Source organism: Klebsiella huaxiensis, assembly GCF_003261575.2.
In the GTDB taxonomy this organism is placed as follows: domain Bacteria; phylum Pseudomonadota; class Gammaproteobacteria; order Enterobacterales; family Enterobacteriaceae; genus Klebsiella; species Klebsiella huaxiensis.
This window is the reverse complement of record NZ_CP036175.1, coordinates 5,312,765-5,331,687: the sequence shown is the minus strand read 5'-3', so window position 1 is coordinate 5,331,687 and position 18,923 is coordinate 5,312,765. Positions and strand designations below refer to the sequence as shown.

Sequence of the window (18,923 nt, the reverse complement as noted above, 5' to 3'; positions counted from 1 at the left end):
CCCGCAAGTACATAAACACCAGCCCTGACCGGCTGGTATTTTTCTGACTATAAAGGAGAGAAATAATGTCCGGAAATAATATTAATGAACCCGAAGTATTAACCGGGCACACCGGTGTGATTTGTTCCACCAGCATTGAACGTATTGTCACTGGCCGTAATGCTGCGCTGACACGGATTGAGGCGCTAATTCGTCAGCTTGATGACGTTTCCCAACTTACTTTCGGGATTGGTGGCGACGTAGCTAATCATTGGGCGATGCGGCAGGGCCATTCTTTCGACTGCTGGTTGGTGCAACCTGTAGATAAAGCGATGCCAGTCATCACCCGCAATATCGACTGCAGCATCTGGCGCGATCTGATGTTGAAGTCAGGGATGCTGACATTGATGGATGCTGAGGCGCGTAGCCAGTGGGCTAAGAACCTCGAAGAGGGCGATCTCCCGGCAATCAGCGAAGCGAATATCCTGAGTACCTTTGAGCAACTTCATCTCAACAAACAGGAGGTCTTCGAGCGTGGCATCATCAATGTGTTCAGGGGATTAAGCTGGGATTACAAAACCAATAACCCCTGTTACTTCGGCAAGAAGATTATCGTTAACAATCTAGTGAAGTACGATAAATGGGGCTATAGCCTGAGCTGGGGCTGGCGGCGTGACCAGTTAGCCGATCTGGAGCGCATGTTGTTCCTGCTGGATGGTAAAACCATTCCCGATAACCGGCACGATGTGACTATCCGAGTGATGGATTTCATTCGCGATAATCCACGGCAGCAGGAATTCGGAGATGATCTCTTCACTATTCGCCTTTTCCAAAAGGGCAGTGGTCATATCACGTTTAAGCGTATGGATTTGGTAGAGAAGATGAACGATATCATCGCGAAGCACTATCCGGGAATGCTGGCTGCTAAGTGAGTGTAAAAGATCTTCGCTTTGGGTAATGGTCTTTCAAATCTTCCACACTTATACCGAACCTTCATCTTAAACACATAAATGTGTTTTTACGCTTTTTTGTGTTTTAATGCTTGTCATCAATCTCATCAGAAGAGCGATACCATGACACAGAACAATATCAAACAGCTTCGTACCCAACTGTCGATCACTCAGCGCGAGCTGGCGTATATGGTCGGCACCAGCCAACAGCAAATCCAGCGTATCGAAACCGGAAAGGTCGCAGCAAAGCTAGGCCTTGCACAGGCAATATGCAATGCCCTGGATAAGCCTTTAAATATCGTATTCCCGGAAAGCGATCAGTTGATTAACGACTTTCACAAAAAGTGCCGTAAAACTGATGAAGATCTTGAGACGATAGTTACAAGTGGTATTGAAATGGATAGCGGTCTCTGGACCGTAAAGCTTTGGCTTCAGGGACAGCAGGACTATTTGTTGTTGCCCATTTCAGCTGCGGATAAGCGGAGGTTTTATTATTATTTTCAGGAAAAAAACGCTCCAAACACAGAGCGCTTCTTCGTTCTTGATTCTTCCGAGTATCGTTATGCGTTAAATATGCGCGAAGTGGTATTTCATCAGTTCCTGTCTGATGGCTTTGCTCCCATCATGAGCGAAGAAGAAGACGACTATGAAGACGATTATTTTAATGTCCATATCACCTTGGTGAACGGTGGCCCTGTGATTCCGCTGAGCGTTGAGCCTGATGCGCCGCAAAACGAAGAGGCGGATGATATCGGTCAGTTGAATGCGTTCTTTGAAAAACTGGACTGCGAGCCTGAAACCACAGATCGTTATATGCTAACCGACGAAGATGGAGAAGATGCTTTTATCCGCATTGGTTCTATTGCCATGGTGCGAGTCGTACTTGACGCGCTGGAGCCTGTGGAAGAAGATGAAGAATAGTTTTTAGCTAGCTGTATTCACAGGGAATCGCGTTGAGTATATATGTGAGTATACATCATGATCTCTTATTTTTATAAATTCATTTATTTCAATTGGTTATGTCAGGAATCGCGGTGCGGCCTTCGCACCAAAAGTATATAAATAGACGTCAATCGACGTCTTTTTTTATGCCTGAAATCCAGTATCCGCAAGGCTTTCCTCGCTTTTTCACTCAACCTAAGTCAACCTACAGACCTGATCATGATAATTATTATGCTGTGCAAGTAGGAGAGCATATCGGTTTTCGAAGTTGCTCCTTCGATTAAATCTTTGTGTCTCTGCTAGAGTTTGGCGGGCAGACTCTGCAGATTGTTCCATTGATTCACGGGCGATTTTTGCACTTCGAGCTGCCTCTTTTGCTGCCTGCCAGGTCGCCACCGCAGCGACGATAGCACCTGATACACCCAATAAGGCTATAGCTTGATCACTGAATTTTTGGGCTATAGAACCTTCAGGAAGGAAAACATCCACCATGAATAATAGGATCAGGCAACACAACGATCCTGAAATAAAAAATGTGATAATAGATCGCATTGATGACGTCCCTGAAAACTAAATCACTTTTAAAAATAGTAAGTTACAGATTCTTTAATTGAGAGAGTCCATTACTTTTTAGCATTTTGTCATATTTCTATTACCCATGCACGTGACTGTTCATTTGATGTATTCTCTTATGTGCTCAAAAAATGCACATTTCTGTTGGCGCTGCCAACAAAATTGTATGAAAAACACTCAAGTTAACGTTCAGCCAATCCCAGACAATCATCAGGCTCGAAGTTTGTCATATTCCTGGTGATAAGTAGCTCCCTGGCTGGTCGTCTCTTCGTTCGAACCAGACGGTGCTTGTAATCGATCCGCACGACTTCGAACCAGCGGCGTGGTACTGGAGGCGCTCAATTGCAGCCTTCTGTTTCTCAGTAAGTTCAACTTTCATGTTAATGGCATTGGAGTTATTCATGGGAAATCAAGCATCTTCAAAGACGATGGGTATACAGTGATTTCACTCCCTCAGTGCTGGTAATCCATGCATACAACTCTGCATTATTGTGCAAAGATAAACGGCGCATAGCATTGTTTTTTTGCGCACTTATTGTTTTATTACTTTTTTTCAAAAAAGCGGCGATTTGATTTCCTCCCCATCCTTTTGCAAAAAGTCTTAATACTTCAACTTCAGAAGGAGTCAGTGTCGCTATTTTTCTTTCTACTTTAGTAACATCTCCTTTTTTATGTGGTAATGATATTTTTCCAGACCCTCCAGGGATTAATCTGAACGCAGAAACCACCTCAATTAAATCTGTTACTGGTGCGCTATCAAGTAATAATGTAGTTTCTGGTTTCATTAATAACTCAATAGCTAAGTGGAAATAGATATTTTTGACTATAAATATCCAGTGTGCATTCATATTCTGAATTATTAATGAACGGTAATTATCAAAAAAAAATCTCGGATTGTCAATTTCGCCTGATAAATCGGCTAGCACCAGCGTTGTTCTTCGTAGCTGAAGTTGGGTTAATTCATCTATAGATGAAAGTAAATTTATCTCGTAATCAGAGAGTTGCTCCCTAATGATTTTATTCAGACTAAACTGCACGATTGGTTTTTTACTAATGATTATGGTGTGCTTATTCTGTTTTGGCATCATAATTTCTCCATTTGCTATTTTTTTTTGATTTATTTAATCTGGCAAGGGAAACGATGGATTACTGTTGTAATTACCTTTTATAATGGTAACAAATCTACTGTTTTTGTTAAATAAATGCTTAATGTTAATGTGCATTTTAGTAAAGTTTGGTTTTAAACCTTTTTAAAAGTGCATACTAACAGTGCGTCTGAAAAAGTCTTTCAGACGCACTGGCGGAACGTTACTGGTAGGTAAACGTAAGCTGAACAATCGTTTTGAATTCCCCTGCAGTAACTGCTCCTGTCGGGGTATACAGCCTGGCAGAAAGTGGGAATACCGCCTTATGAGTTGTGTTGTCGACCGCGACTGCCAGTGTACCCTCTGGTGATATTTCTGTGAGATGGTCGCGCTTCATAATTTGTAGCGCCATACCCGTGGCACTACCCTGAGTATTGGCAAACTTCGTTATATCATCATTGTCGGCATCACCACTTAACAGGGCTGTTACCTGGGTTGTTGATACCGGGCAGGAAGAAAGTGTCAGTTCAAAGTCCTGCCATTCACTGGTATCACCAATATCAGGATAATCAACGGCGCGTGCCTGTTGGAACGTTACTGTCTGTTCCTTCGTATCTGTATCTACGGTACAGGCAGAAGCGACTACAGTACCGCTAAGATTAATATCTGCTGCCTGAACGGAGTGAATAACGCTGACTGCCCATAGACAGACCAAAGTGAGGAGTCGTTTGCTTATCTGTTGCGCCATTGTCTTGTCCTGCATTACTGGTAGGTGAATGTTGCCTGCACCTGTCCCTCAATGGTACCCGGCATCACGTTGCCTTTCGACATCACGCGGGCGCGTAGTTTCAGGTCATAGGCGTGGGTGTTGGGGATGGCGACATTAGTCAGGGCGGCGCCATTTTTATAAGCGGTGTTACCATTTTCATCCGTCAGTTCAATCTTCAGATTGGTGGCGGTGCCGGTATTTTTATAAAAATCCGTATCGTCGTCGGCAGTTCCGGTAAACACCACGCTAAAAGATGTGGTGGATGCCGGGCAACTGGTGAGCGCCAGCGTCTTTTCAACCCACGGACTGGTACTGTTATTGTTTTTCAGACTATCAGCCTGAATGGCGGTGCCCAGGTCAATCGCGAGGGACTCATTGCCTGCGTTAACCACACAAGGTGAAGCGACAACGGTTCCTGTGATGTCAATATTTGCTGAGTTGGCAGAACTGGTAGCAGAAAATAATCCTGTGCAGGCCAGAATTAATACTAACGCCTTATTATTCATAATTGATTGCATACTTTTATCCATATTGATTAGTTATACTGAAGCTGAAGTTCAATTGCTGATTTTACTTTACCGGCTGTCACACTGTTAACGTCGTCAATAAAATATGCAACCTTGAAATCCGGAATAGTGTAATCTCCGGAACCATCGTAACCTGCGAGATTTATATCTGTATTAACTGTGTGAGCAGAACCATCGGAGTTTTGAACCTGGATATATACGCCCTGCGCATAACCTGAACCTGTTTCAGTTTTTAATACGCCGCTTGCAGCGTTATGTGTTCCATATACTGCGTGGAATACATAGCTGATATTATCAATTGCCCCCGGGCAATTGACTAGCTGAATACTCTGCGTAGCGGATACGTTTTGCGAACCATTCACCAGAGAACTACCATACAATGGTGCAAGTTTAATTTCCGTTGGTGCATTGATAGCACAGGTGCCCACCCTGGGGAGAGAGGCAATACCGGAAAGAACTAACCCAGATAACATGCCAGGGCCAGCCCCTGTGGGGTTGTAGGTATTCAGAGTAATGCGGGGTAAGGATGTTATCTTTCCTGATGGGACTTTTTCTAGCAACCGGACAAGACGGTACCTGAGATGATAATAGTCAGTGCGATCTGTTCCATTCCCCCCTGTCAGATTTAAACGATAATTAGGGGCAGTAGTGCTTTCTCCCGGGGAGAATAAAGGTGACGTTACCTCCGCCTTATACTGAATGCCAATACCAGGGTTGCTGGTCTTCCAGGTCACGCCATCTCCTGTTTGTGAACCATCGACCACCAGTTCAAAAAAGGAACTTCGATCGTTGCTGGAGAGAGTATTGAACATAACTGAATTATTATCATGCCATTCTGTTGTCGCCCCTACAGTGGCTGGAATATCGAAGCCAGACAAGCCATATGTCATTACTTTGTAACCAACAGTGCTTATATAATCGGCCCGTGCAGTAGTTGCCGATAATAAATTGCTAATGAGCAAAATAGTAATTAAAAAACTTTTATTCATTTTGTTATCCCCGTTACTGGCAGAGTGAATTTATTTCCACTACGCCACTGGAAGGAGTAGTCTCAGGTAACTTAAATGTAATACGGCATTGCCCATTTTCTTTGGTCCCCCATTTGGCCATGAGCGTTCCGCTATCGGCCATACCGGACAGATACACCTGGCCTTGATCGCCAACAATCGAAGTGGTTTGGTTTGGTGAATCAATAGACGATACCATCGCACCAAAAGGGACTGTCTCGCCGTTGCTGCGGATTAGCGTCATCAGGACGCGCTTACCTACATGGGTATCAAAGTGTGCCCGCACGATCGCGCCGCGAGTTGGGGTAATCGTTCTGGAGGTGAGTTCTACGTCTGCAGCATCAGGCAGCGTTTCGGTATCCAGCGACACTTTGCTTTCACGATAGGGTGTGACGTAAGGCACAATGGTGTAGCCGCGGAAGTCGGTTTTGACTCCGGTCTGGTTACTGACCGTCACTCCATCTGCCCCCGGTGCTTCTACCAGTGCCGACGTCTCGCCCAGGGCCTGGCTCAATGTCACACCATGTGCGTGGGCCACCATGCCGCCTTCAACACCGTAGTTAACGCGTTTCTGGTCGTGGTCGTAGCTCCAGGCGGTATTCACTCGCGCGTAGGTACCCTGATAATCGAGGCTGGCATAGCCACCATTACCTTCACCGTGGTCAGTTTCGCTCTGCTGGATATTCCAGTTCAGGTTGCGGTCTTCCAGTGCAGACCCGTTTAACCCGATGGTATGGCTGGTATTTCCACGCTTGCTGGTATTCAGATTGTAGGTGGCATAACTATTGCTTAACCAACGGTCGAGCGGGATGTTTATGCTCAGCGAGAAGACCTGGTCTTCATCGTAGATTTTATTGCTGTTGTCACTGTCAGTGGTATTGCGGTTATAGCTGTAGTTGAGGTTGTATGTCACCCCGGCCCAGTTATTACTGTAACCCACGCCAATGGAGCGCATCTTCCTGTCACTGTTCCAGTAATCTTCGCTCATGGCGTTAAGAGACAGTGAACCAAGATTTTCACCGATATTCTGATTGAGCTGGAACTCAGCCCGGTTGCGGCGGCGATCGTTATTGTTTCGCCACTCATCGTCACGCCAGGTATCCAGTACTTCTGAAAGAGTGTAATAACCGGAGGTTGAATACCGATAGCCGGCGATGGAGATATTGGTGCCGGTTTCGAGAATGTTTTTACTGTAACGAATACGCCAGGACTGGCCGCTTTCTTTGTCTTGATCCTTTTGCGTTGACCAGGCCTGAGTACCATCAACAGAGACAGCCCCGAGAGTACCGAAGTTTTTACCCACGCCAGAGAGCAGGGACTGGTAGTGCTGTGAAAACTGGGCACCTCCATACAGCGTAAATCCTGCTGGCAGGCCGTAAATTACGGTGCTCTGAGTGAATATTTCTTTGTCAATATCACCCTGGTACGGGCGATACTGCCCGCTGGTCAGGCTATATTTCAACCGACCTTCACGCTGCAAGACGGGTAAAGAAGCGAACGCCACGGTCTGGTGCTGTTCGCTGCCATCAGCCTCTTTGATGGTCACATCAAGATCGCCACTGCTGCCGGTCGGGTACATATCGGTGATTTCAAACGCACCAGGGGAGACGTAGCTCTGGTAAATGGTGTAGCCATTCTGCTTAATAATCACCTGGGCATTAGTGCGTGCAATACCACGAACCACTGGCGCGTAGCCGCGAAGACTATCAGGCAACATGTCATCGTCGGATGCCAGTTGTGCACCGCGGAACGGTACGCTGTCGAACATATCCGATGGTGCAGTGCTGTCACCCAGTGTCAGCTGGCTTTTGAGGGTAATAATATTACGCTGGGCGTAGGTATATAACGAATCCCAGCTTTCCTGGGCACTGCTACCGCTAACGTTACGGTTCCAGGTGCTGTAGTTACGAATGCGCCACGGTCCAATGTTTAACCCTGGCCGCAGATTCAGATAATAACTGTCGGAGTCGGATGTACCATTATGGCGCGCTTCGGTATTCGCGCCGGAAAAATTGTAATTCAGCGACAGGGCGTTGATCCCCTCGTCGAGTCTTTCCGGGGCAACGTAACCGCGGGCATGGCTGTTGATGGCCGCTTGCGGAATAGATAGTAGTAACTGCTGGCGTTCAAAGGCAAATTCCGCGCTGGCTTGCGGAATAGCCGCGAGGTCTGCACATTCACCTGCCCCGGCTAATTGGGGAAATTGCTCTGTACTGATACCGAACTCACCAAGCGTTTCGACACTGACGCAGGGCTGTAGCATTGAGCTGCCCTTAGTGTCTTTTTGCATGATAAAATCAATGTTGCGTATGCCCACAGAAGTCTTGTTGACAATGACATCCACACGATAGATGCCAGGCATCTGACCGACACCTTCTTCAAAGGCTGAAAGGTCGGTAATCTCTTTTCCCGGTCCGTCGATACCCAGTAAAGCTGGGTTGAAATATTCACGAGCTAAGGCAGTGTTAAAAATAGATAGAGCACACTGCAAGGTAATAAAGCAGGCGATTTGACTGCGTATCATTCTTTTTTTGTATGCGTCTGCATTCATTCCGATATCCTTTCGGCGCTATCACCAGTTGTTGCTATAATCCCGAGTGGTGCTCGTTCCCGACGGAGCCAAAATCGTTAATCAGGGTCCAGATCACCTTACCATTAGCACCGGCGGGAATTGAAAAAATGGCCGAACTCATTGGGGCAACGTAGGTGGCATCCTTTACCGTACTTGTACCTACTTTCACAGTGCTGAAATTCATGTAATAGGCGGTCGGATTATTGACAGTTAGCTTACTACCATTGCGCTGCCAGGTAAGTTTTCCAGTGACGTTTTCCGGTTGTTGCGTGAGTGCCTGCGGACGGTATATTAATTTGATGCGGGTTTTTACCGCGATTTGCAGTGTGTTGGCGTTCTCCATTTTTTCGGTTGCCGGGATTGATTTTATATTCATCCAGTAAAGCGACTCCCGATCTTCAGGCAAACTACCGCCAGTGAGAATAATACGCAGCGTGTTTTCCTGCCCCCCACCTAAACGAAACAATGGTGGGGTAACCATAAACGGCGATTTGTCTTTACTTTGTTCGCCGGTATCGCTCCATGACTGAATTAAATAAGATGACTTATCTGGGTTTTTGACGCTAATCGAGGTTTCCTTTTTATCACCGTTATAAATAACGCGGGTCCCTCCTACAATAATGCCAGCCTGTGCGGATGACATGGTGAACAGTAGTGTTGTGGCAATGAGCTGGATGTATTTATTCATTCATGTCTCCTCGAAAAATAAAGCCGGGCGCTCCCGGCTTTAATGACTTTCAGTTTTGGAAGAAAAGGGGACCGTCCGAATTAGTTGTAAGTCAGAGTAAAGTTCACACTACCGTTTGCATCACCACCACTCACTGTTGCTTCAGTCGCGATATAGCGAGCGAAGAAGTTGAGGTTAGTGTTTTCAGCCGCATCAGCGTTGATTGTGGTGGCTTTAGATGCTGAACCCAGTGGCAATGCAGAACTGTCGGCATTCAGGAGCTGGATAGCAACACCTTTTGCGATACCAGCAGTACCGTAGCCGGTTAACTGTACGTAATCATTGTTGATAGTGTCCGGCGTACCGTCATATTTCACAGAAACAGGTTTACCCAGAAGGGTATCAGGACAACCGCTTAATACCAGAGTGAATTCGGTGGTAGCCGCAGTATCGCCAGCGCCTGCAAAAGCAGTCTTAGCGACTTCACCCAGTTTTACAGTTTGTGGATTTGCAACAGTACTGTCGACCACGCAACCAGCTTCAATAATTTTACCGGTGAAATCAACTTTGCCATCCTGAGCCATTACAGATGAAGCAACTCCCATTGTGGTAAAAAATGCTACAGCAGCTAATTTTCCTTTCATTACAAAAATATCCTTGTTTGTAGGTTAGTTTACATTTCATCCAATACGCGTATATGCATGTATATGTAATTACAGATAATATATTATCTCTTGCATCATGCTTTGAACGTAAGTAATATGCGTCTTAGATTTCTTGCAGATAATATATTATTGCAATTTTTTTTGTATTAATAATAATTTAATATTTTTTTTAGCAAAACTAATTAAATCTATGGTAATGATATAATATGTAATGTGAATTTAATGATGGTACAATATAAATTTCAGTATTATATTTAATGTTCAGTTCTTTCATGTATATTAGAATTTGTCATTCGAGATAACCATTAGTTAAATGCAATTCATTGAATGCATCAATTTATTATCAATCTAATAAATTCATTTGCGTTATTGTAAAGCTCCCATGTCCATCATTTATGAATGTAAATCGCAATTCAGCGTCGAAGAAAATTTGATAATTGAACGTGTTTTTGTTGTTGATAAACGCATTGTTTTATCGCCGGGATAGTTTATCTATAAGTACTAACCCCACTTTTTCATTTCACCGCTTTGCAGGATATTGTTAACTCGCATTTACTTCTGTGCTTACCGCGGAAACAATTGTTAAAACTCCCAATAAACTCTTTCACTCTCACTTTTGACTGAATAATTGGGGGGGGGCACACTACGTTCAAAAATCCGCTGGTAAAGCAAGTGGCACATAAATTCAGGGCTGGCTAGTCATAAAATAACATGATGTGTTCGAAAAACATACAATTCTGTTGGCGCTGCCAACAATGTTGTATGAAAAACACTCAATTTAATGTTCAATCAATCCCGGGCAATCAGGCTCGAAGTTTTTCATATTCCTGGTGATTACCCACGATACGGTTTTCCAAAACTTTTCCAGGTTTTGCGGCGGCAGGGATACCTGTGGAATCACAAAAGGATCCATCGTATTTATTGTCTGCTGAAGCTGAATTTTCGCCGTAAGGGCAAACAGCGGTTGCCGGTGCGTAAGCCCTCGCCACTGGCCATACCGGAAGCGCTGAACCAGAGCTGGTCTGTCGATTTTATGCATAATGCCCTGGTCTGTGGTCGTCGTTTTCGCACGTTCAATGTCGTTGATGACTTTAACCGTGAGGCGTTGTCGACTGAAATCGATCTGAATCTGCCAGCTCTGCGCGTGGTCCGTGTACTCGACAGGATCGCTTCAAATCGCGGCTATCCGGTCATGCTACGCATGGATAATGGTCCGGAATTTATCTCACTGGCACTGGCTGAATGAGCAGAGAAACATGCAGTAAAACTGGAGTTTATCCAGCCGGGTAAGCCGACGCAGAACGCTTTTATTGAGCGCTTTAACCGAACATACCGTACAGAAATACTCGATTTTTATCTGTTCAGAACGCTGAATGAAGTGCGGGAAATCACGGACAAATGGTTGTCAGAATATAACTGTGAACGCCCGCATGAATCGCTGAACAATATGACACCGGAGGAATACCGGCAGCACCATTATTTGGCCGGGAGCTCAAAAAATGCATGGAACTAAAATGGGTCTATTTACACGAAAACCGTCTGATTAATCTGTGTTTGGTCCTGCACGTTGTATGGATACTGAGGGTATGATGTATGGCGCAGTAAATTTGGTGATATTGATGCCAATGACTCTGTTTGGGTTCATTTGATATGACTCCCAAAGTAAATGTAGCCAGTAAGAGTATGGCACTGGCTACTTTTGGAGGGACATCCATTGCATCACTACACAGATAGCTACATCCTGAAACATACTTATTTGCCTGATTGCAAAGGGCACGGAGGCGGTCACTCATGTTTACTGGTCAGGTTAATCTTCAGCACCATTTTCTGGGTTGGAATATAGTATTTGTTAAATAACATCACTTTACCCATCGCATTCATGACTTTTTCAGTGATGAGCATGTACTTTTTATCTGGCGAGGCGACTCCTGCAAGGCGTAAGGTGTCGGTTTGTGCCGTAACCTTAAACTCAAGATGCGAGGCCTGGGCCAGCTGATAACACTGGTTTTCAATAAAATCCGCCAGTTTTTCCGGGTCGTTAATCACCGCACTGTTTAGCTCCGCTAAATCGGGAGGCAGTGAGGTATAGCAGAATGCGACACAGATTTCGCCCTGATAAAATTTTCGTATTACGCTAATTGAAACCGGGATGTCGCGCTCAAAAATCTCGCAGGCGAACCGATCGCCGGGAAACGTTTCGCTTTCTATTTCGCGCCGCGCGTACCCGCCTGCAAGGCATTTATCGAGCGGGCAGGCCAGCCTGTCGAGAAGCATTTTCCCGTCGGATCCCCTTTTCAGTACGATGTTGCCAGAACCGTGGCGGGATTCGATCACGCCATCTTCCTGTAACAACGCCAGCGATTGGCGCAGGGTCACACGGCTGACGTTCAGTAAGCGCGCCAGTTCCGGCTCTGACGGTAGCTTATGTCCTTCAGGGTAGATGCCTTTGAAGATCATCTCTTTAAGTTGATTGTACACGTTGACATAAAGTTTTGAGCGTTTGAACTCTTTGACGTTCATCGGTCCCCTCTCATCTGCGCTGGCGTAGCGTCTCTCTGCTGCCGGATTCATAGGCTTGACAATATCACATATCACATCCGTTCGGAAAATTAGCAACTTATTGATAATTATTTGATTTCTTGTCTTCTTTTTGTGCGTGTAATACGCAATGCAAAAATAACTGGAGTTATGTCACAAAAGTGCGTCGTCGAGCTTTACCCTGATGACTAAAAAATACAACTTATAATACAACTATACATTAATTGTTTTTTAAAGTGGCTAATCAACGGGGATGTGAGGATAAAATGGGTACGATTATTCATTTTGTGTTATCAGTTAGCCTGGTCATCGGGCTTAGCATTGTTGCCAGTAGCAACAGGAAAATGATCCGCTATCGTTATGTTTTTCAACTAATCGTTATTGAACTGGTGTTGGCATGGTTGACGCTGAACTCCAGTGTGGGTCAGACGATTGTGCTACATATCAGTAAATTTTTTGACAATCTGCTTATTTATGCCAATCAGGGCACTGAGTTTGTCTTTGGTGGGATGATGGAGAAGGGCTATGCCTTCTTTTTCCTTAAGGTGTTGTGCCCGATTATTTTTATTTCGACATTGATTGGGATATTACAGCACATCCGAGTTCTACCATGGGTTGTCAAAATGATTGGGACGCTGCTCTCCAAAGTTAATGGCATGGGTAGACTTGAGTCATTTAATGCGGTGAGTTCCCTGATTCTCGGTCAGTCGGAAAACTTTATCGCCTATAAGGATATTATCGGCAAGATGTCGCCACGGCGGATCTACACAATGGCGGCGACCTCTATGTCAACGGTTTCAATGGCTATTGTCGGCGCCTATATGACCATGCTGGAGCCGCGCTATGTGGTGGCGGCGCTTATTCTGAATATGTTCAGTTCATTTGTGATTCTGAATCTTATCAATCCCTACAACGCAGAGGAAGAAGAGGAGAACCATTTCGGTGCTCGCCATCAGCAACAAAGTTTTTTTGAAATGCTTGGTGAATACATTCTTGCCGGTTTTCGGGTTGCCATTATTGTATCTGCAATGCTGATTGGCTTTATCGCCCTGATCTCCGCGTTGAATGCGTTATTTGAAAGCCTGTTCAATATTTCATTTCAAAATATTCTCGGCTATGGATTTTATCCTTTTGCCTTCATTTTGGGTATTCCGACAAGCGAAGCACTACAGGCCGGTAGCGTGATGGCGACCAAACTTGTTTCCAATGAATTTGTCGCTATGCTGCAATTGAAAGATATTGTTTCAGCGCTTTCCCCGCGCAGTATCGGTATTATTTCCGTGTTCCTCGTCTCTTTCGCTAATTTCTCGTCTATCGGGATTGTAGCGGGTTCAATTAAAGCTGTGGATGAACATCAGGGAAATATTGCTTCACGGTTTGGGCTGCGTTTGTTGTTTGGGTCTACAATGGTCAGTTTCCTTTCCGCCGCAATCGCCGGATTGATTCTGTAGTTCTTAGAAATCATATTTTATTTTACAGGTAAGGTAATTTTATGGACTCTGGAAAGAAAATCTTCGCTGCATCTTGCTGTGTGTTGCTTTATGTGGCTTCCGCCAGCGCTCAGGCCGGAGAAACGAGAAACGCTGAATATCTATCCGACTGGTGGCATCAGAGCGTTAATGTCGTCGGCAGCTACCATACTCGTTTTGGCCCACAGCTTAATAATGATTTTTATCTTGAATATGAAGCCTTCGCCAAAAAAGACTGGCTGGATTTTTATGGCTATGTTGATGTCCCTAAATTCTTTGGTGTGGGTAATACGCCGGATCGCGGAATATGGGATAAAGGTTCGCCGCTATTTATGGAAATTGAACCACGTTTTTCAATCGATAAACTGACCGGTTGCGATCTGAGCTTTGGTCCATTTAAAGAGTGGTATTTTGCCAATAACTATATTTATGATATGGGGCACAACAGCAACGGGCGGCAGAATACTTGGTTTATGGGCGTTGGCACCGATATCAATACTGGTTTGCCGATGAGTTTATCCATTAATGCTTACGCAAAATACCAATGGGAAAATTATCAGGCAGCAAATGAAAATAGCTGGGACGGCTATCGCATTAAAGTAAAATACTTCGTGCCGTTGACCCAGTTATGGGGCGGGGATGTCAGTTATATTGGCTTCACTAACTTCGATTTTGGCTCGAATCTGAACAGTAGCAGTCGGTGGGTTGATGAGGCGGGGAAACAGGTGCGGAGTGGCAATTCAATTGCTTCAAGTCATGTCCTGGCGCTTAATTACGATCATCTACATTACTCGTTTGTCGCGCGTTATTTTCATAACGGCGGGCAATGGAACGACGGAGCGGATATTGGTCTTCCCGGTGGCGCAATAAAATCCACCGGCTGGGGCTACTATTTTGTTGCAGGCTATAGTTTTTAATTTATTGATATAATGGAGTCGTTATGTTTTTACCACAGGAAATTATTCGAAAAAAACGTGATGGTATTGAAATTACCACAGAAGAGATGACGTTATTCATCAATGGTATTCGCGACAATATTGTGACCGAAGGGCAGATCGCGGCATTCTGCATGGCGGTGATTTTCCGCGACATGACCCGTGCGGAAATGCTGGCAATGACTCAGGCGATTGTTCATTCCGGCAAAGTAATGCAGTGGCAGCTCGACGGTCCAGTGGTGGACAAGCATTCTACCGGCGGCATCGGCGATATGACGTCGCTGCTGCTGGGGCCGATGGTTGCGGCCTGCGGCGGTTATATTCCAATGATTTCAGGGCGCGGTCTGGGCCACACTGGCGGTACGCTGGATAAGCTGGAGTCTATCCCCGGTTTTCAGATCTATCCGGATGAACCGCTGCTGATAAAGACCGTGAAGGAGGCGGGTCTGGCGATTATCGGGCAGACGCCGGAGTTTGCTCCGGCGGAAAAACGCATCTACGCCACTCGCGATATCACCGCGACGGTGGAATCCATTCCTCTGATCGCTTCCTGCATTATGGCGAAAAAACTGACGGAAGGGCTGGACGCGTTCGTGATGGATGTGAAAGTCGGTTCCGGCGCGTTTATGCCGGATTACGCCAGTTCGAAAATCCTGGGGCAAACCATTGGCGAGATTGCCCAAAGCGCGGGCTGTCCGGCATCGGTATTGCTTACGGACATGAGCCAGCCTCTGGCATCCAGCGGCGGTAATGCGCTGGAAATTATTGAGGCCATTCGTTTCCTGAACGGGGAATATCGTCATCCCCGATTGCATGAAGTTGTCATGGCGCTGAGTTCAGAAATGCTTCTAAACACTGGTCTGGCGTGTGATATCGCTGATGCAGAAACAAGATTGCAAAAAGCGCTTGACAGCGGCGCGGCGCTGGAGCGTTTCGCCCGGATGGTGACTTCTCAGGGCGGTCCGGCAGATTTCGTTGAATCTTATCAGCACTATCTCCCCGACGCGCCGATCATCAGGCCTGTATTGGCGCAAAAGGATGGCTACATCAGTGCGATACAAACGCGGGATATCGGCCTGGCGATTGTTGCGCTCGGTGGTGGAAGAATGAAGGCATCAGATGCGATTGATTATCGGGTTGGATTCTCGGCGTTTGCGCAAGTGGGGCAGAAAGTCGCGCCAGACATGCCCTTAGCCACGATACACGCGCGTACTGAAGATGAATGGAACAGGGCGGCCAACTCGCTCATCGAGGCAATTTCTGTTGGCTCGGAACAGCCGCAGATACCGCCTGTTGTTTATGAAAAAACACGTTTCTGATTAATTTGATGAGAGGAGTGAGGACAGTCTCCTCCTCTTTTTGTGTGGCGCGAATTTGTTGTTCAATATCTCAATACTAATGATATTAACCGTGCTGTTAGTGATTGCGCACTGTCAGGTATCGGTAGACAGCTGTGTACACTTTCGGTTTGTTGTCGGTAGTTGTTGGCAGGATTAACTGTCAGTTGGCTGATAGCCCTGCCATTCCGGCTTAAAATGCGTCCCGGTGTCGTCTGGTATTAGATGAAAGTTCGGTTAATATCTCGTTATAACCGAATACAGATGCTGTCTTCTCAAAGGCAGGTTGCTTTAGTACAACGCTCTCAGGTGCTCTTTCTTTTCGAATGTTCTTTTTATTCGCTGACCTACTCCCCCGGAAGGCGCTGCGCATCAGCACCATCTGTTCGGCAGCATCTTCACCCAGGTAGCTCAGCGTACCATCGCAGTCCGGACAACAGGGCTCTGCGGGTAACAGCCGCTTTTCACCACGGGGGAGTGATTCGGGGAACGGTTTACGGGGGCGGGTCTGACGCAGCGGGCGCTGCACCGCTGGGTCATCCACCTGGCCGGTGAGGGCGTCGCTTTCCTTCTGAAGCCGGTTCAGGTCAGCTTCCATCTGCGCGATACGACGGGATACTTTTTCGGAACGACTGCCGAAGTTCATTCGCCGCAGTTTATCCAGTTGCGCCTGCAGGTGGTCTATTTCGCGTTTCCGCCCGACCTGCTTTTCCAGCACCTCTTGCTCGGTCAGGCGCTGTTTCAACTGAAGGATGTCGTCAGAAGAGATGTCCTTCATAACCCTGTATTTTACAAGGATTATTCTGCAACAACCAGGATAAACAGGTCTACAACATGGTCAGGGACGGATGTCGGCGTCTCTCTGGCGCACCCGTTTACCGTTGCGGGGATCCCTGTATCGGCAGGCGTGACGCCGAAATTCCAGCGTGTGGATACCTGGAACTACAACGTGAATATTGGTCATTACGACTCCCAGGACTTTCGCAGTGATGCCAGCCACGGCACGAAAAATGGAGTGAACGTGGATGCCGGCGTGGCGGCGTTTATTACGTCGTCATGGACTGTGGGCCTGTCCGGGAAGAACCTGGTTTCACGCAGTGTGGACACAAAAGAGGTTAATGGACTGAAGGATACGTTCAAAGTCCGTCCTCTGGTGACAATCGGCACGGCCTGGAGCAAGGGTTTTGTCACGGTGGCGGCGGATGTTGATCTGACACCGGCAAGTGGTTTTGTATCAGATGAGAAAGCGCAGTATTTCGGTGTGGGTACGGAACTGGACGCCTGGTCGTGGGCGCAGCTGCGTACGGGTTACCGTATGGATATGCACAATAGCGATAACAACGTGTTCACTGCCGGGGTGGGGCTGTCGCCGTTCGATGTGGTGCATCTGGAGATCTCCGGTATGGCCGGTACGGAACGGACATACGGTGCCGTTGCTCAGCTGAGCTTTACTTTCTGACAGTACAAATAAGTGTGAATTTCCATCAACAAACGAGTCAGAGAGGAAGGCGGTAATGGATGATGAGGATTTGAAGGCGCGTCGCCAGGCAGCGACAGAGGCTGATAAATGTTTTACCCGTGGCCGCCTTCGCGATGAGTTCAGAATGAAGCCAGCACCGGGAGCTGCACCAGTAAAATGGTATAAAGGCCAGTATGGTAAATATGCTGTTTACCGTATTGCGGATTGTGTTTCTGTGCGGAAGAAGCGGGAGCCAACGGAAAAACAACGACTCTCGGGCATACGGCTGGCCCGGCAGTCACGACTAAACAGTGCCCGGGGGCAAGTTTCTGCACGAGCATTATCCTGGCTGGACAAAGCCCCCTTGTTTCTCGATACCGAAACGACGGGGCTTGGCAGAGATGCGCAGGTTATCGAAATCGGCCTGGTTGATACTCAGGGACTGGTCGTGTTTGAAACCCGGCTGAAGCCGTCAGTTTCTATCGAACCAGAAGCCCTGGCCGTTCACGGTATAGATGTGCTGGCTCTTTCGGACGAACCTGTATGGCCGGACATTGTTCCCCGCCTGTTACAGGCGGCAGGAAACCACCCGCTCGTCATTTTTAACGCAGATTATGATTTACGCATTCTGAGACAGACCGCAGTAGCATACGACGATCCGGCGTCCTGGCTGGATAATATTCAGGTCTTCTGTGCCATGAATCTGGCAGCCGATTATTTTGGCGCCACCAGTCGTTATGGATCTATTTCCCTGGCTAATGCAGCGCATCAGGCTGGTGTTTTATGGCCCGATCATGCGCATGCTGCGGTTACTGATGCCAGAGTGACTGCTGAAGTGGTTGCCTTTATAGCCGACTATTACAGGATGCTTTCTGCTGAATAATTTGATTTATTTCTTAGGTGTTCCTGGCATTGAGAGGGAACGATGCAAATTACAAACAAACATGAAATAGCGATATTATTTATTCTTAATCTGGGTGTTGAGACTAAAACCATTCGGACCTTATCGGCAGAAATAGGTATGTCTACCAGTTATCTGGAGCAAATCGCCAGGCTCCTTCGGCAGGCAGGTCTTATTGCCTCAGTTATGGGGCCTGGCGGCGGATACTACCTTACGCGTACGGTGCAAGACATAAAAATAAAAGATATTTTGCTGGCAGGAGGTCAGCCGCGGAGTGGGCTGATTTTTAATACGATAATATATCAAATGGGAGATTTGCCAGTGAACTCTCTTATGAATGAACCTTCACAGAAAAGTAGTATGGGATACTGTGCATAATTTGTATGCGTGGTGAGTTTATCAGACAGTACCTGCTGTACGGCACTGTCTGACAGTTGGTTATGAGTGCAGGCTGCCCTGACGTTTTGTACCCTAAGATTACTCTTGATGCCCAGTTGGGTAGGGAAAACTTCTGGCGAGGCAGCAGGTTTCTTCGCTCTTATTACTAC

The 18,923-nt window shown here is 46.5% G+C and carries 16 protein-coding genes and 3 pseudogenes; 9 read left to right on the top strand and 10 right to left on the bottom strand.

The annotated features are described in order from the left end of the window. The first annotated feature begins 65 nt into the window (after nucleotides 1-65). Both DA718_RS25430 and DA718_RS25425 read left to right on the top strand, forming a co-directional pair. Nucleotides 66-911 (top strand): DUF4942 domain-containing protein, encoded by an 846-nt coding sequence (locus tag DA718_RS25430; RefSeq protein ID WP_014837282.1) that lies wholly within the window; start codon nucleotides 66-68, stop codon nucleotides 909-911. Between the two features lie 141 nt (nucleotides 912-1,052). Continuing rightward, nucleotides 1,053-1,850, top strand: coding sequence for a helix-turn-helix transcriptional regulator (locus tag DA718_RS25425; RefSeq protein WP_014837283.1), 798 nt, complete (start codon nucleotides 1,053-1,055; stop codon nucleotides 1,848-1,850). A 216-nt stretch (nucleotides 1,851-2,066) separates the two neighbouring features. Here DA718_RS25425 and DA718_RS25420 read toward each other — a convergent pair whose 3' ends face one another. From DA718_RS25420 to DA718_RS25385, 8 genes are all read right to left on the bottom strand, one after another. After that, nucleotides 2,067-2,423, bottom strand: coding sequence for a hypothetical protein (locus DA718_RS25420; protein ID WP_130624405.1), 357 nt, complete (start codon nucleotides 2,421-2,423; stop codon nucleotides 2,067-2,069). Between the two features lie 440 nt (nucleotides 2,424-2,863). After that, entirely contained in the window at nucleotides 2,864-3,532 is a 669-nt protein-coding gene (locus DA718_RS25415) for a LuxR C-terminal-related transcriptional regulator (protein WP_112216377.1), read from the bottom strand. 220 nt (nucleotides 3,533-3,752) lie between these two features. Further along, complete coding sequence (locus DA718_RS25410) at nucleotides 3,753-4,277, bottom strand: fimbrial protein (RefSeq protein WP_112216422.1); 525 nt, start codon at nucleotides 4,275-4,277, stop codon at nucleotides 3,753-3,755. 14 nt (nucleotides 4,278-4,291) lie between these two features. Further along, nucleotides 4,292-4,816 carry a fimbrial protein gene (locus tag DA718_RS25405; protein WP_227015966.1) on the bottom strand — a complete coding sequence of 175 codons (525 nt, stop codon included), beginning with the start codon at nucleotides 4,814-4,816 and terminating at the stop codon, nucleotides 4,292-4,294. Nucleotides 4,817-4,833: 17 nt separating this feature from the next. Next, on the bottom strand, nucleotides 4,834-5,814 hold the full coding sequence (locus tag DA718_RS25400; RefSeq protein WP_112216378.1) for a fimbrial protein: 981 nt from the start codon (nucleotides 5,812-5,814) through the stop codon (nucleotides 4,834-4,836). A 13-nt stretch (nucleotides 5,815-5,827) separates the two neighbouring features. After that, entirely contained in the window at nucleotides 5,828-8,383 is a 2,556-nt protein-coding gene (locus tag DA718_RS25395; protein WP_112216379.1) for a fimbria/pilus outer membrane usher protein, read from the bottom strand. 34 nt (nucleotides 8,384-8,417) lie between these two features. Next, a complete protein-coding gene (locus tag DA718_RS25390; protein WP_112216380.1) occupies nucleotides 8,418-9,092 on the bottom strand; it encodes a fimbrial biogenesis chaperone in 675 nt (224 codons plus the stop codon). 80 nt (nucleotides 9,093-9,172) lie between these two features. Then, nucleotides 9,173-9,715 carry a fimbrial protein gene (locus DA718_RS25385; protein WP_112216381.1) on the bottom strand — a complete coding sequence of 181 codons (543 nt, stop codon included), beginning with the start codon at nucleotides 9,713-9,715 and terminating at the stop codon, nucleotides 9,173-9,175. 856 nt (nucleotides 9,716-10,571) lie between these two features. Here DA718_RS25385 and DA718_RS25380 point away from each other — a divergent pair. Beyond that, a pseudogene (locus tag DA718_RS25380) lies at nucleotides 10,572-11,249 on the top strand (IS3 family transposase); the annotation flags it as partial. Nucleotides 11,250-11,521: 272 nt separating this feature from the next. Here DA718_RS25380 and DA718_RS25375 read toward each other — a convergent pair. Continuing rightward, nucleotides 11,522-12,307, bottom strand: coding sequence for a GntR family transcriptional regulator (locus DA718_RS25375; protein WP_112216382.1), 786 nt, complete (start codon nucleotides 12,305-12,307; stop codon nucleotides 11,522-11,524). A 233-nt stretch (nucleotides 12,308-12,540) separates the two neighbouring features. Between DA718_RS25375 and DA718_RS25370 the strand changes: the two genes are divergently transcribed. The 3 genes from DA718_RS25370 to deoA are packed head-to-tail and all read left to right on the top strand — an operon-like array spanning nucleotide 12,541 to nucleotide 15,997. Beyond that, nucleotides 12,541-13,725 (top strand): NupC/NupG family nucleoside CNT transporter, encoded by a 1,185-nt coding sequence (locus DA718_RS25370; protein ID WP_112216383.1) that lies wholly within the window; start codon nucleotides 12,541-12,543, stop codon nucleotides 13,723-13,725. Between the two features lie 41 nt (nucleotides 13,726-13,766). Further along, complete coding sequence (locus tag DA718_RS25365) at nucleotides 13,767-14,660, top strand: nucleoside-specific channel-forming protein Tsx (RefSeq protein WP_112216384.1); 894 nt, start codon at nucleotides 13,767-13,769, stop codon at nucleotides 14,658-14,660. Between the two features lie 23 nt (nucleotides 14,661-14,683). Then, a complete protein-coding gene (gene deoA, locus DA718_RS25360) occupies nucleotides 14,684-15,997 on the top strand; it encodes a thymidine phosphorylase (protein WP_112216385.1) in 1,314 nt (437 codons plus the stop codon). A gap of 346 nt (nucleotides 15,998-16,343) precedes the next feature. Here deoA and DA718_RS25355 read toward each other — a convergent pair. Continuing rightward, nucleotides 16,344-16,793: pseudogene (locus DA718_RS25355) on the bottom strand (transposase domain-containing protein); the annotation flags it as partial. A gap of 66 nt (nucleotides 16,794-16,859) precedes the next feature. On the opposite strand from DA718_RS25355, the pseudogene traF reads away from it, so the two are divergent. The 3 genes and pseudogenes from traF to DA718_RS25340 all read left to right on the top strand — a co-directional run. After that, nucleotides 16,860-17,474 (top strand): annotated as a pseudogene (gene traF / locus DA718_RS25350) (conjugal transfer protein TraF); the annotation flags it as partial. 55 nt (nucleotides 17,475-17,529) lie between these two features. Continuing rightward, nucleotides 17,530-18,357 (top strand): 3'-5' exonuclease, encoded by an 828-nt coding sequence (locus tag DA718_RS25345; protein WP_112216387.1) that lies wholly within the window; start codon nucleotides 17,530-17,532, stop codon nucleotides 18,355-18,357. A 42-nt stretch (nucleotides 18,358-18,399) separates the two neighbouring features. Then, nucleotides 18,400-18,753 (top strand): RrF2 family transcriptional regulator, encoded by a 354-nt coding sequence (locus tag DA718_RS25340; RefSeq protein ID WP_112216388.1) that lies wholly within the window; start codon nucleotides 18,400-18,402, stop codon nucleotides 18,751-18,753. Nucleotides 18,754-18,923 lie beyond the last annotated feature (170 nt).